Origin of the sequence: Brachyspira hampsonii (assembly GCF_001746205.1) — a bacterium.
Lineage (GTDB): Bacteria > Spirochaetota > Brachyspiria > Brachyspirales > Brachyspiraceae > Brachyspira > Brachyspira hampsonii_B.
This window is the reverse complement of record NZ_MDCO01000012.1, coordinates 59502-74104: the sequence shown is the minus strand read 5'-3', so window position 1 is coordinate 74104 and position 14603 is coordinate 59502. Positions and strand designations below refer to the sequence as shown.

At 28.7% G+C, this 14603-nt stretch carries 14 protein-coding genes and 2 pseudogenes; 12 read left to right on the top strand and 4 right to left on the bottom strand.

Annotation, left to right across the window (positions count from 1 at the left end; genetic code table 11):
- Positions 1 to 116: 116 nt before the first annotated feature.
- Entirely contained in the window at positions 117 to 1586 is a 1470-nt protein-coding gene (locus BFL38_RS09325; RefSeq protein ID WP_069726805.1) for a TolC family protein, read from the bottom strand.
- Positions 1587 to 1608: 22 nt separating this feature from the next.
- Entirely contained in the window at positions 1609 to 2331 is a 723-nt protein-coding gene (locus tag BFL38_RS09320; RefSeq protein WP_069726804.1) for a TetR/AcrR family transcriptional regulator, read from the bottom strand.
- Positions 2332 to 2628: 297 nt separating this feature from the next.
- Between BFL38_RS09320 and BFL38_RS09315 the strand changes: the two genes are divergently transcribed.
- From BFL38_RS09315 to BFL38_RS09265, 12 genes and pseudogenes are all read left to right on the top strand, one after another.
- Entirely contained in the window at positions 2629 to 2964 is a 336-nt protein-coding gene (locus BFL38_RS09315) for an STAS domain-containing protein (RefSeq protein ID WP_069726803.1), read from the top strand.
- Positions 2965 to 3128: 164 nt separating this feature from the next.
- Positions 3129 to 4040, top strand: coding sequence for a F0F1 ATP synthase subunit A (atpB, locus tag BFL38_RS09310; RefSeq protein WP_069726802.1), 912 nt, complete (start codon positions 3129 to 3131; stop codon positions 4038 to 4040).
- Between the two features lie 42 nt (positions 4041 to 4082).
- A complete protein-coding gene (atpE, locus tag BFL38_RS09305) occupies positions 4083 to 4304 on the top strand; it encodes an ATP synthase F0 subunit C (RefSeq protein ID WP_008723511.1) in 222 nt (73 codons plus the stop codon).
- 26 nt (positions 4305 to 4330) lie between these two features.
- Positions 4331 to 4834, top strand: coding sequence for a F0F1 ATP synthase subunit B (gene atpF, locus BFL38_RS09300; RefSeq protein WP_008723513.1), 504 nt, complete (start codon positions 4331 to 4333; stop codon positions 4832 to 4834).
- A gap of 37 nt (positions 4835 to 4871) precedes the next feature.
- Complete coding sequence (atpH, locus tag BFL38_RS09295; protein ID WP_069726801.1) at positions 4872 to 5420, top strand: ATP synthase F1 subunit delta; 549 nt, start codon at positions 4872 to 4874, stop codon at positions 5418 to 5420.
- Positions 5421 to 5445: 25 nt separating this feature from the next.
- Positions 5446 to 6087: an ATP synthase F1 subunit delta gene (gene atpH / locus BFL38_RS09290; protein WP_069726800.1), complete on the top strand. Its 642-nt coding sequence runs from the start codon at positions 5446 to 5448 to the stop codon at positions 6085 to 6087.
- 27 nt (positions 6088 to 6114) lie between these two features.
- On the top strand, positions 6115 to 7614 hold the full coding sequence (atpA, locus tag BFL38_RS09285) for a F0F1 ATP synthase subunit alpha (protein ID WP_069726799.1): 1500 nt from the start codon (positions 6115 to 6117) through the stop codon (positions 7612 to 7614).
- A gap of 5 nt (positions 7615 to 7619) precedes the next feature.
- A complete protein-coding gene (locus BFL38_RS09280) occupies positions 7620 to 8453 on the top strand; it encodes a beta-1,6-N-acetylglucosaminyltransferase (RefSeq protein WP_069726798.1) in 834 nt (277 codons plus the stop codon).
- Positions 8454 to 8481: 28 nt separating this feature from the next.
- Complete coding sequence (atpG, locus tag BFL38_RS09275; RefSeq protein WP_069726797.1) at positions 8482 to 9360, top strand: ATP synthase F1 subunit gamma; 879 nt, start codon at positions 8482 to 8484, stop codon at positions 9358 to 9360.
- Positions 9361 to 9507: 147 nt separating this feature from the next.
- On the top strand, positions 9508 to 10248 hold the full coding sequence (locus BFL38_RS09270; protein WP_069726796.1) for an ankyrin repeat domain-containing protein: 741 nt from the start codon (positions 9508 to 9510) through the stop codon (positions 10246 to 10248).
- A 158-nt stretch (positions 10249 to 10406) separates the two neighbouring features.
- Positions 10407 to 10643 (top strand): annotated as a pseudogene (locus BFL38_RS15765) (tetratricopeptide repeat protein); the annotation flags it as partial.
- A 12-nt stretch (positions 10644 to 10655) separates the two neighbouring features.
- Positions 10656 to 11339, top strand: a pseudogene (locus BFL38_RS09265) (Rpn family recombination-promoting nuclease/putative transposase); the annotation flags it as partial.
- Positions 11340 to 11570: 231 nt separating this feature from the next.
- Here BFL38_RS09265 and BFL38_RS09260 read toward each other — a convergent pair.
- On the bottom strand, positions 11571 to 13118 hold the full coding sequence (locus BFL38_RS09260; protein WP_069726795.1) for a restriction endonuclease subunit S: 1548 nt from the start codon (positions 13116 to 13118) through the stop codon (positions 11571 to 11573).
- A 16-nt stretch (positions 13119 to 13134) separates the two neighbouring features.
- Positions 13135 to 14595: a class I SAM-dependent DNA methyltransferase gene (locus BFL38_RS09255; RefSeq protein ID WP_069726794.1), complete on the bottom strand. Its 1461-nt coding sequence runs from the start codon at positions 14593 to 14595 to the stop codon at positions 13135 to 13137.
- Between the last annotated feature and the right edge of the window lie 8 nt (positions 14596 to 14603).

The following is a 14603-nucleotide window of genomic DNA, read 5'->3' as shown; positions in this document are numbered from 1 at the left end:
TGTAAACTAAAAAATTAAGGATTTAATCATTTTAGAGGCTAATAATTTAATTAACCTCTAAAATGATTTATATATATTCCTCTAAATCCTTATAAAGTATCTAATAAAAAAATATTTTATTCATAATCAATTGCAAGTAGAGCTCTATAATCAAATATAGTTGTTATAAACTCATACTGAAGATTTAAAAGCTCTGTCTGCGTAGCAACTAAATCCAATCTTGATGTAAGTAAATCATCAATTTCCAAACGCCCTTGATCTAATTTTTGAAGCTGAGTTGCTATTCTTGAATTAATAGCCCTTATCTGCATTTGCTTGCTTGCTATTAAGTTCTTATAAGCATTAAATCTTGAAATATATGTTTGTAATTGAGTATTAAAATCTTTTTCTAATTGATCATACTGAGCTATGATTCCGTATAGAGAATTTTCAGCCATTTGATACTGAGCTTTATTTGCTCTGTTTCCTATAGGATATGAGAACTGAACTCCTGCAAAAAAGTCCACATTTGTCATACTTCCAAAAGACTGAAAATAACCGGAACTGTTCGGACTAATACCATTCAAACTAACATTTCCTACAATATCTAAATTAGGCAAAGTTCCATTTTTCATAGCTTCAAGAGTATATTCTGCTCTTATTTTTGATTGATATGCAATTTGTCCGTTTACACTGTCAGCAAAAGGAACTGCCTCCATCTGCATATTGCTTCCTAAATCTAAATAAGCGTCCCAAGTGGTATGATCTGGTTTTATATTAGTTACAGGCATAAAGAAACTCACTGTTGCTAAAAGACTTTCTAAATAAACCTGATTCTGAGCATAATAATCGCTGTATAGCATAGTCTGAGTTCTTGCATTTTGATAATCATCATTATCTATAAGTCCGTTATTATATCTGTCTCTCATCTGATTTTCAAATCTTCTTGCAGTGATGTACATGCTTCTGTAGTATGCAAGAAGTTTTTCATACATTATCCATTGATAATAAATTTTCTGATATGAAACTATAACACTTGCATCATCTAATTTTCTTTGAAGTTTAGCTATAGCAAGAGCATATTCGGCATCTTTTATTGGATACCTATCTAAAGTACCAAAAAAATTTCTTAAAAGCGGCTGAGTAACTTGTATTGTAAGAGAAGGCATATAATTATTAAAATCAACTGACTGAGAGCTATTCGGTGCATACAATTTACCGCCTATAAATGAATTATGTGTCAGATTAACAGACCAAGTTGTTCCGCTGTATGGTATTAAAGAGCCTATTCCTATACCAGCCCGTATACCTGCTGCTTCCACTGAGGGACCTACTGATGTTGAATTAGAGCTGCTTCCGCTTGATAAACTTCCATATTTACCTACTGCCCCAAGCTGAGCGGATAAATTAACATCTCCGGAACTTTGAGCACTAAGTAAATTCATCTCAGCATTAGTTTCTGTAACAGCATTTATTTTTAATTCAGGAATTTGATCTCTTATAGTTTCCATATAAGCCGCATAAGTTAAAGTATTAGTCTGACAATATAAAATATTAACTGTAAAAAACATTAATAAAAATATTATAAACTCTATTTTAATCTTCATTACCACTCCTTATTACAATAATTTATATGTCGATTTTCCAATTTTTAAGGTTCTCAAAACTATATTTACTTCCAAGTAAGTATAATACAGTTTTACACAAATTATCAATTAAATTATTCAAATTAATCTCTAAACTTCTATTTTGTTCCACATTATCCTTATAATAATATAATTTTCTATCAAAATCATAATATTTGGTTAATATTAATTCAGTTCCTATACCTGCTATAGTTACTATTATTTGCATATATATATCATTCTGATCTACTTCCGGCATGAAATATTTTTCTTCTATTTTTCTATCTATAAATAAAAATAATTCAGTAAGCCAAAAATATAGATTAACATCCTGATTTATATTTTTTTTAAGTTTTTCAAATCTTTTTTTATCATTAAAAAAAATCGGCTGAAGTTCAAACATTATTTTCCCAAATTCGCTTGCTGTAATAAAAAAAAATTTTTTAAAATATTCAAATAATCCAAATATAACTTTTTCAGGTTCGCAATTGTATTTTTCTATGATGTTTTTAGGATTTATATTTGTTTTCTTACTATTAAGCAATGAAATAACAATATCATCTATATTTGAATAATACTTGTAAACACCTCCTTGACTTAACTGTGATTCCTTAACGATATCTTTCATCGTAACACTATAAGCAGGTTTTCTTAAAAAAACTCGCATAGCTGCCTCTAGTATTATCTTTCTCTTATTCTCAAAATATTCCTGATTAACTTTTGGCATGTTTTTTTGATGTTCACCTCATATTTGAAAAATTAATATGAAAAATAAAAACGATACTAGTGTCATTTTTATTTGTGAAGTACATCTTATTATAATTATTTTTTATTGTCAATACATTTTGTATATAAAAATTTACAGTTTTTATATACAATTTTATAAATTAAATAAAAAATACAGCTTATATTATACATTCTATACATAAAATATTTGTAATTGACTATTGTAAATATTTATATTTAGTTTAATATTGAAGTTATAAAACAACTTCAATATAATTATAAATGGAGTTTTACTATCATGGAAGTAAATGTTAAAGAATTAGAAAATAACACTGTAATATTAAAATTAGATGGAGACATTGATGTTTATAGTTCATCTGATTTGAAAGACTTTATTTTTTCACAAATAGAGCTTGGGGCTAAAAAGATAATAATAGATATGGAAGATGTTTATTATATAGACAGCAGCGGAATAGGGGTATTTATTTCTGCACTTGGAAGATTTAAGAAGATAAATGGTAAAATATGTTTTATAAAGATTACAGATCCTGTTAAAAAGGTGTTTGAACTTACTAAAATTAATAGTTTTTTTCCTGTATTTGCTACAGAAACTGAAGCTTTGGCTAATTTTTAATTTATTTAAATTGTGAATATAAATTAAATTTAAGTAAATTATAAAAAATGAATAATAATAGTTGATTTTTTATTTAATAGTTATAAAATTATTAAAAATTAGAATTTATATAAAATATTTTTATCATTTTTATGAAATTTGTGTACAAGGTAGTAATTTTTATTATGTTTAAAAAATTATTTTTGCTTAGGAAAGTTTTTATATTAACTTTAATATTAAGCTGTGTATTTTCTTCTAATATCCTCTATAGTGCTGAAAGCATCAATGATTATATAATGGAAGAGATAACCGATAACACAGAACATCCATTTTATACAATACCAATAAAATTTGGAAAATATGTTGATTTTGATTTTAAGATAACAAAACATATAATATTGGTAACTTTAGCGGGTATTTTATCCGTATGCAGTATGAAATATCTATCTCATAAGTTAAAAAGACCTTTTAGGAGACCCACATATTTACAAAGTATATTAGAAGGGCTTATTGATTATATGAATAAGGATGTTATAGGTGCCACTTTAGGCGAAGAAGGTAAGAAATATGTGCCTTTTTGTCTTACAATATTTTTATTTGTATTATTTTCTAATATATTAGGACTTATTCCGGCATCTATAAAAGTTCCTACACAAGATGGGGAGCATGCTTATATTGCCGGAGGACTTGGTGCTAATATAGGATTTACAGCTGCTATAGCATTGATTGTATTTATAGTGTATATTTTTGCTGGTATAAGGAAGAAAGGTTTAATAAAATATTGGACTGGTTTGGTACCTAAAGGACTTCCTATACCGCTTATACCTATAATATGGGTATTGGAATTTATTACATTATTTAATAGAGCTTTTGCACTTGCTATTCGTTTATTTGCAAATATCACAGGCGGCCACATAATGATGATAGTTATACCATATTTGATTATTATGTCTGGGACTTTATTAGTTTCGCCTTTTGCGGTATTGTTTTTAGGCTTTATATATGTACTTGAAATGTTTGTATCTGTTTTACAAGCTTATATATTCTCATTATTATCAGCAGTTTATATAGGAATTGCTATTAGTGATGAGCATTAATTTATAGATTAATAAAATTTTAAATAAAAGGAGAATTAAAAAATGGAACTTTCTATATTAGGAGCAGCAATAGGAGCAGGACTTGCTGCTATAGGAGTTGGTTTAGGAATAGGTTTTATAGGTTCTAGAGCAGTAGAAGGTATTGCTAGACAGCCGGAAGTTTCCGGAAAAATACAGACAGCTATGCTTATAGCAGCAGCACTTATAGAAGGTGTTGGACTTTTTGCTTTGGTTATTTGTATCCTTGCATTATTTACAAAATAATTAAATAAAAATTTGGAGGTATATGTATGGCACTTTTAAAAATAGATCCCGGTATTATCATCTGGACTTGGATCACATTTTTACTAGTTCTTGCTATATTAGGTGCTTCTACTTGGAAAATAATATTGAAGGGATTAAATGCCCGTGCTGATAAAATCCAAGAGGATTTGGAAGAAGCTGAAAAAACCAGAGAAAATGCTAAAAAATCTTTGGCAGCATATAGAGAACAAATTGATAATGCTAAAACTGAGGCTAGTTCTATTATAGAAAATGCCAGAGTTGAAGCAAATAGGATTAGAGATAAAATTATTAATAATGCCAGAGAGGAGGCTGAAGTTAATAAAAATAAAATTATGTCTGAAATAGACAGATCTAAAGAAGAAGCTATGAATAGTGTGAAAAAACAGGCACTTGATATTGCTGTTGTTATGGCAGAAACTATTCTTAAAAGAAATATTAATAAAGAAGATAATCAGGCTTTGATTAATGAATTTATTAGTAATGTAAATAAAGAAAATGGTGAAAAATAAATCATGATATTTAAGATTTTAGGAAGTGAATAATCTTATGAAAGAAAGTGATAAATTGCAAATATTAAAACCTACAGCTAATGCTATATTTGATATAGCCAGAGAGCTTGGAATGATAAAAGAGATATATAATGAACTTTCTGAATGTTCAAAATTATTTCAGGATATTGACATTAAAAAATATTTTTTTGACAGATCAATTTCTGAAAAGAATAAAAAAGAATTAATAGATAAGAGATTAAAACCAATACTTTCTAAAGAAACTTATGCTTTTGTATCTATATTAACGGAACATAATAGTATAGATGTACTGCCTGATATTGTTGCTTTATATAAAGAGATAGCAGATGATTATAACAATATAGTGAGAGTTCGTATTATTACAGCAGGCACTATTGATGATAATACGATAAAAGATATTATTCAAACGGTTAAATGTTTTTCTAATAATGAAATATCTTATGAAACAGTGATTGATGAAAATATTATAGGCGGAATAATAGTATATATTGGCTCTGTAGTTTATGATTATAGTATAAAAAATCAAATAGATTTATTACATAATAAATTTACTTATGGTAATTAATTAAACATTGTAGGAGTTATATAATATGGATTCTATTGCTGAAAGTATTTTAAGTGATCTCAAAAAAGAAGTGCTTAAAGAGATTACGAAGGAAAAGGCAAATAGATTTAGCCGTATTGTAAAAAATGAATCTAGTGCTAAAAATTATGCTAAGGCTATGTTTGATATTGCTTCAGATATAGGTAAAATAGAAACTATTAAAAGTGATTTGAATATTGTTTATTCTTCTTTACTTGCAGATAATGATATATATGATTTCTTTAAATCTAATTTTATAGATGTACATTTAAGAATGAGTATATTAAAAAAAATATATGCTGATAATATTTCAGAAGAAACATTTAATCTTATTGCTATCTTAATAGAAAGAGATATGATTAATATTTTATTTGCTATAATAGTGGAATATGAAAATTTATGCAATGAATACTATAATATAATCATAGTTAAAATTACAACTGCATCAAATATCACTGATACAGAAGATATGAATAAACTTAAAGAGCATATTAAAGGCATAATTTTGAATAAAGACATACATTTTACTTTTGATATAGATGAAAATATAATAGGCGGTGTTGTAATAGAGATAGAAGATATTGTGTATGATTATAGTATTAGAAGGCTGCTTACCGAATTAAAATCTTCTATTTCTGAAATTAATTGATATATTTTTATATTTTGAGGATTTTTTATGAATATAAAAGCTAGTGAAATTGCAGCAGTTCTTAAAGAGGAGATTAAGAATTATAAAGCTGATTTTACTCCTAATGAAGTTGGAGTGGTTGTAGAAGTTGGAGACGGTATAGCTAGAATTATTGGGCTTCCGCATGTCATGGCTAATGAGATGATACTTTTTGAAAGCGGTGCGGTTGGACTTGCTTTTAACTTGGAAGAAGAAACTATAGGGGCTATAGTTTTGGGTGATTATTACGGTATTAAAGAAGGAAGTAAAGTCAGCAGACTTAAAAGAATATTAGAAGTACCTGTAGGAGAAGCTCTTTTAGGAAGAGTTGTTAATCCTTTGGGTGTTCCTATAGACGGACATGGAGAAATTACTACTGATAAAAGAAGGGTGATAGAGTTTCCAGCTCCAGGTATTGCTGATAGGCAGGCGGTAAAACAGCCGCTTCAAACAGGAATTAAGGCTATTGACTCTATGACTCCTGTAGGAAGAGGTCAAAGACAGCTTATTATTGGCGACAGAGGTACAGGTAAGACTTCAATTGCTCTTGATGCTATAATCAATCAAAAAGGAACAGGTGTTATATGTGTTTATGTAGCTATAGGGCAAAAGGCTTCTACTGTTGCAGGTGTTGTTGATACATTAAGACAGCATGGAGCATTAGACTACACTATAGTAGTTGCTGCTACTGCGGCTGATTCTGCTCCGCTTCTCTATATAGCTCCTTATGCCGGATGTGCTATGGCTGAATATTTCATGTATGAACATAAAAAAGACACATTAATTATATACGATGACTTAACTAAACAGGCTAATGCTTATAGACAGATATCATTACTTTTAAGAAGACCTCCTGGAAGGGAAGCTTTTCCGGGCGATGTATTCTATTTGCATTCAAGACTTCTTGAGAGAGCAGCTAAACTTAGTGATGAATTAGGAGGAGGTTCTTTAACAGCACTTCCTATAATAGAAACTCAGGATAATGAGGTATCTGCTTATATTCCTACGAATGTTATTTCTATTACTGACGGACAGATATATTTGCTTACTAGTTTGTTTATGAGCGGGGTTCGTCCTGCTATAGATGTAGGTATATCGGTTTCTCGTGTAGGCGGTAATGCTCAGACTAAGGCTATGAAAAAGGTTGCCGGTACTTTAAGATTGGATCTTGCTTCTTACAGATCTTTAGAGGCATTCTCTCAGCTTGGTATTGGGCTTGATAAGGCTACTTTGGCACAGTTGGACAGAGGTGCTAAAATGGTTGAGTTATTAAAACAGAAACAGTGCAGTCCTATGCCTTTTGAAGAACAGGTTATTGTTATATTTGCAGCTACTAAAGGCTTTTTAGATAATATTGAAGTTGACAGAGTTCATGAATTTGAATGGAGACTCATTCAGTATATTAAAGCTGATAAGCAGAATATACTTGATAATATCAGAGATAAAAAGGATATAGAAGATATTGACGAGCTTTATAATGTTATAGAAGAGTTTAAGTCTAAATTCTAAAATATATGAGTAAAATTTGTTTTTTGATATTAGCACATAAAAATCAAAATCAGACGATGAGATTAATTAATCATCTTAAAAAAGATTTTGATATTTATGTGCATATAGATAAAAGAGCTAATTTAAATATAAAAAGTTTTGATAATGTTAAAGTTTATAAAGAAATTAAAACTTATCATGGCGGGGTAAGTTTAGTTATAGCGACATTATTTTTAATTAGAGAGGCTCATAAAAATAATTATGACAGGTATATTTTTATAAGCGGTCAGGATATTCCTTTAAAAACTAATAAGGAAATTATTGATTTTTTTGATGAAAATAAAGATAAAGAATTTACTTCATTTGAGAATATCAGAGATTATGAGGACATGTATAAAGAAATGTCATTTAGGCTTAATGCTTATAATTTTGGTAAAATATACAGAAAGTTATTAAGCAGAAGATTTAGAGAGGCTATATCTAATATACCTTTTATCAAAAGAACAACACCTGAAAATATATACTATGGTTCTCAGTGGTGGAATTTAACTAACAATGCAATTAAATATATATTAGATTATGTAGAAAAAAATCCTGAATACTTAAAAAGATTTAATTATACTTGGGGAAGTGATGAAATTTTTTTCCAGTCTATATTAATGAGCGGTAAATTCAAAGATAATTGTGTAAATGATTGTTTAAGGTATCTTATATGGGGAGTAGGCACTCCTATAAATTTGCAGATGAAAGATTATGAAAAATTAAAAAATAATATTAAAAACAATTTATTCGCCCGTAAATTTGATGAAAATATTGATAATGATATAATTGATAGATTATATAAAGATTTAGAAAGTTGAAAAATTCTAATAATTTGGAGTTTTTATTATGGCAGAGAAACTTAATGTATTAAAATCAAGAATTAAAGCTATATCAAGTACACATAAAATAACAAAAACTATGGATATGATAGCAAGATCCAGAACAGCTAAAATACTTGCAGTAGAGCAGGGTATGCGTCCTTTTACTCAAAAACTTAATAGAATAGTAGAGGATCTTTCGCATTCTGATATGGATCATGTGCATCCGCTTCTTGCTCCTAAAAAGAAAATAAAAAATATTATACTTTTTGTTGTAACTTCAAGCAGAGGTTTATGCGGTTCTTATAATACTAAAATTTTTGATGAAGCTATGGAGAGAATCAGGCATCATCATAGACATGGCAGAGAGGTTCAGCTTCATGTACTTGGAAAAAAAGGGGAAGTCTATTTTGAAAAGCAGGGCATACCAATAGCTAGAAAATATCCTCGTATAGATGAAGAGTCTACTTTTGATGATTGTTCTGCAGTAGTTCAGCGTTTCATGCATGAATATGCAGTTGACAATGCTTCTAGGGTAGAGGTTATATATACTAGGTATTATACTAGAGTTGTACATATACCTAAAATTAAAAGTTTGATTCCCATGATACCTGATGAGGAAGATATTGAGGGACATAAAATTAAGAAAAAATTAGAATATGTAATAGAGCCTAATGTAGAAGATGTACTTAAAGAAGTTGTACCTATGGCTATTAAAACATATTTCTATTTTATGCTTACTAGTTCTTTTTTGTCTGAAAATGCTGAAAGATCTGTGGCTATGAGAAATGCTACCGACAATGCTGAAAGATTATTAACAGACCTTAAAAATAAAGCAAACAGGGCAAGACAGGAACATATTACTAATGAGCTTCTTGATATTATAGGCGGTTCTGAGGCTATATGATTTATTTTTGATAATAGAAAATTAATACCATTCATATATTTTATGAGTGGTATTTTTTTATTTTTAATTCTTTAATTTCTGTACCATATAAAATAATTTATTTTTATAGTATAATACTCAAAATGATTAATTACTATGAGGCAGTATATGAAAAGATTGTTATTAATTTCTTTTGTTTTAATGATTACTTTTATTGTTTCCTGCGGTAAAAAAGAAGAGGCTAGTATAAGCAATAATTCTGTGTATGTAAGCAGTCCAGATAATATTTATCATAAAACTTACACTAATGTTGTAAAGATTCAGGGTAAATTTGTTAATATGAACTCTGTTTTTTCTTATGGTAACAGAGAAGAAGGAGAGTACAGCGAAGAGTATGATATATTTGAGGCTATAGAAAATCATAGTTTAAAGAGAGTAATGGAATTAATAGAAAAAGGCGGAGATATTGATGAGTCTTATTATGGCGATGATAGTATATACAGCGATTTTATGAATGATAGTTATGCTGCTAATGGTGTTACACCTTTGATATTTGCTGTATTTTACAGAGATTTGGGTATAATGAAATATCTTCTTGACAATGGAGCAGACCCTTATGTAAAAGATGAAAAAGGATGGAATGCCTTTTTATGGGCTTGTAGTAGTGGGAATGTTGATGTAATAAAAATGCTTGTAAACTTTGATTCTGATTTAGTTAATTCTCAAAATATGTATGATGCAAACGGACTTCATATGGCTGCTTTATATGATAATGTAGATGTGTTTGAGTATTTAGTTCATGATTTGGGTATAGATATAAACAGTACAGATGAGGATGGAGACGGAGTTTTAGATTATGCTGAAAAAGACGAGGCAATAGAAAAATTAAAAGAACTTGGTGCCAAATAATATAAATTGTGTAATACATTAATATATTTTTAAGATGAATAAACTATAAAATAGCTAGAGCCTTAAAGCGAGATTTTTTAATTTTAATGAAGCAATTTTTTATTAATAATCAATAAAAAATAGTTAGCGTTTCAAGATGAATATATTAAGAAAAATTAGGACAGTATGAAGAAGCTATTAAAGACTATGATAAGGCTATAGAGATAGACCCTAATGATAGTGATGCTAATAATAACAGAGGAATTGCTAAAGATAATTTAGGACAGTATGAAGAAGCTATTAAAGACTATGATAAGGTTATAGAGCTCGACCCTGATTATAGAAACGCTTATTATAACAGAGGAATTGCTAAAGATAATTTAGGACAGTATGAAGAAGCTATTAAAGACTATGATAAGGCTATAGAGGCTTTATACTATTGGGCTTATAATTATAGTTCTAGTTTAAATAGAGGTTCTTTTTATGATGAATTAAAACCAACTGTAAGTATTAATATTACCAATTTCGTTTTAACAGAAGAAGATAAAGTTCATAGCTGTTATGTATTAAAAGAATTAAATAATAATAAAATTCTCACAGATCATTGTCAATTACATTTTGTAGAATTACCTAAATTCAATTTAAAAAATATTTCTGCAATAGAAACTTTAGACAACATACATAAAGAATTTATTTCTTGGGTAAAATTTTTTAAGGGGGAAAATATGTCTATCTTAATGAAAGAAAATACCATATTTGAAGAAGTAGAAAAAAAATGCCAGACTTTTGTTAATGACAGCCCAGTAATGGATAAATATAAAAAACGCGAAGTAGACACATATTTTTTTAATAAAAGTATAGAATTAGATATGAAAAAAGCTAAAGAAGAAGGTATAAAGGAAGGTATAGAGAAAGGTATAGAACAAGGTATAGAGAAAGGCATAGAACAGGGTATAGAGAAAGGCATAGAGAAAGGTATAGAGAAAGGTATAGAGAAAGGAGAAAGAAATAAAGCAATATCTATGGCAAAAAATATGAAAGCGAGAGCTATGGATATTAATCTTATCAGTGAATTAACAGGCTTGAGTATAGAGGAAGTAGAAAATTTGTGAATAATTTTTTATTTATAGTAGAAGTAAAAAATTTGGTGAATATTTATTTATATAAAAAATTATGAGCGTCTTTTAAGTTTACTTAAAAGAGCCTAAAAGCGAATAATTTTTTATTTATATATAATAGAAGTAGAAAATTTGTGAATATTTATTTATATAAAAAATTATGAGCGTCTTTTAAGTTTACTTAAAAAAGCCTAAAAGTAAATAATTTTTTATTTATAATAGGTATTATTTAATAGTATTAATAATCTCGTTGAATTTCTTAATTTTTCTAACAATCCTATTCTGCTCTTCAATGGGCGGCAAAGCAACTAAGTATTGCTCTAAATTACCTAGTTTTATATATGGTATTGCTGATCCATACATTTTATCTAAATTATATTTTTTCCAATTAAATTCTAAATGGAATTTTAAATATATTAAATTAATATTATATATATTTTTTAATAGATACGTTCTTTGATAAGCTTCAAATTTACCATTATAATATATTACTAAACCAATATTAGCACCATTGCCTGGCATTATTAAATACTCACCATCATATGAATATGTTTTACTTTTTATTGGTTTACTAGAACAAGTAAAAAAATCATACTCTCCATTTTCTGAGGCAAAGTTAGCATCTTTAGTTCCTGTTGTGATAGTTATTATATTAAATAATCTTACCCAAACCCAGCTGTCTGGTATATCAAAAGGAAGTTCATCATCTATGCAAACATCTTTTACAATATTTTTGCCGTCTAAAACCCTTTCATAATATGAGCCGTCTTTTTTGTATATTTCGCTTGTAGTTTTTTCTTTTTTTATTCTTCCTTCTTTGATTAGTTTCTCTTTTTCTTCTTTTATGCGTTTCAAAAGTTTCTCGGCAGGCTCATCATTTTTATTTTGTTCTGTAAGTTTCCCCTCTATAGCGTATTGCAAAACAGATTTTTTGATATTATGAGGAAACTCTTTATTTAATTTTGTAATGCTTTTTTCAAGTTCATCATACTCATTGATAAGCGGCATTAAAATCTTAATTTTCTCCGCAATCCGTCTCTGTTCCTCTATTGGCGGAATGGGTATTAAAATACTTTCTAGTTTGCTCGATGATATATGAACTATTATATCACCTGTAGCAAGTTTTGATTTACAATATATAGCATAAGGTGAATTCATAAGATATGAAATAAAAAGCGGTTCCATTTTATGATTTGTCCAAAAAGCTAAATCACCACTAGCAGCAATTTCAGAATTACCCAAATATACAACAGCTTTTGCTATATCCTCTTTATTTTCCCCTGTCAATGTCATTAATACATCTCCATAAGAAAAATGTTTACTCTTTTTAAAAATTTCTTCTGGTATATTAGAAACCGCTTTTTCAAATGAGATATCATATGTTGTATAAATTTCGCCATATCTCACACATGGAAAACCATATTCAACTACATCTGAGCGTTTTATCCCATTTCCTCTTATTATAATACCAATACTTCCTATGCGACACCAAACCCAGCTGTCGGGGATATCGAAAGGAAGTTCTTCATCTATGCAAACATCTTTTAAAATATTTTTGCCCTCTGAAACTCTTTCATAATAGGAGCCATCTCTTTTATATATTTCGCTTACCGTTTTTTCTTTCTTTATTTTGCCTTCTTTGATTAATTTCTCTTTTTCTTCTTTTATGCGTTTCAAGAGTTTCTCTGCTGGCTCATCATTTTTATTTTGTTCTGTAAGTTTTCCCTCTACTGCCATTTGAAGTATTGATTTTTTTAATTCCGATGCTGTCATTTTCTAATGCCTTTTATTATTTTAATATATTCATTATACTATCAAGCACTCTGTCTATATCTGCGTCCAAACTAGCCCTGCGTTCCTGATACTGTTTTATAAGTTCGGCTGGCGGAAGTATTTCCTCCTCCTCATGAGGATAGCCGCATAAGTCTATATTATAATTCCTTTCTACTATCTCATCAATACTGTATTTCCTGCTCTTATCAAAACCATCAGCACTTATCTCTTTTCTATTATTCCACCATTCTATAACCTCATTGAAATGTTCTAGTTTCATAGGTTTAGTCTTTGAAAAGTTTTTATATCCTTTGGGCATATCAAGCCTATAAATCCAAGTTTCTTTTGTAGAATGCGTTTTATCAAAAAATAATATATTAGTTGTAATTGAGGTGTAAGGAGCAAAAACACTATGAGGCATACGAACTATAGTATGCAAGTTAAACTCCTTAAACAATTTTTTCTTTATAGATACTTTGATATTATCAGTACCAAATAAAAATCCGTCTGGAAGTATTACAGCACTTCTTCCTTTAAGTTTTAATCTATACATTATTAAAGTAATAAATAAATCGGCCGTTTCACTGCTTCTTAAATCAGGCGGAAAATTACTCTTTATATTGTCTTTCTCATTGCCTCCGTAAGGCGGATTCATTACTATAATATCAAATTTATCCTTTTCTTTATAATCTCTTACATCATATTCAAGAGCATTGTCATGAAAAATATTAGGTCTGTCAACATCATGTATAAACATATTAGTAATACATAATAAAAAAGGAAGTGCTTTCTTTTCAATACCATAAACAAAATTATTATAAAGCTCTCTTTTATCAGCATTTTTCACATCATCATACACCAAATTCAAAGCCGAAGTTAAAAATCCTCCAGTACCGCATGCAAAATCTGCCATTCTCTCTCCTAGTTTAGGATTAATCATTTTGATAATAAAATCTGTTACAGCCCTTGGCGTATAAAACTCTCCAGCATTTCCTGCACTTTGAAGACTTCTTAATATAGTTTCATATATCTCCCCAAAAGCATGACGCTCTTTATAATCTTCAAAATCAATCTCATTTATAACATTAATAACCTGTCTTAATAATATACCATCTTTCATATAATTATTATTATCTTCAAATGCTGATTTTACTATTGATTTTACCATAGAACTATTATTATCTATTTCCAATTTTTTAAGACTAGGAAAAAGTTCAGTATTGACAAAACTCAAAAGTTCATCACCTGTCAATGCCTTTCCGTCCTTATTGTCAAAAGCCCAATTATTCCATTTTAAATTATCAGGTATTACAGACTCATAATCATCATAAACCGCTTCCCACTGCTCTTCTTTATAATTAAAAATTTTTAAAAATATTATCCAAACCATCTGTTCTATACGCTGAGCATCACCGTTTATACCTGCATCATTACGCATAATATCCTGAAGTCTTTTTACTAAATTATTTAAACTCATTTCATTTT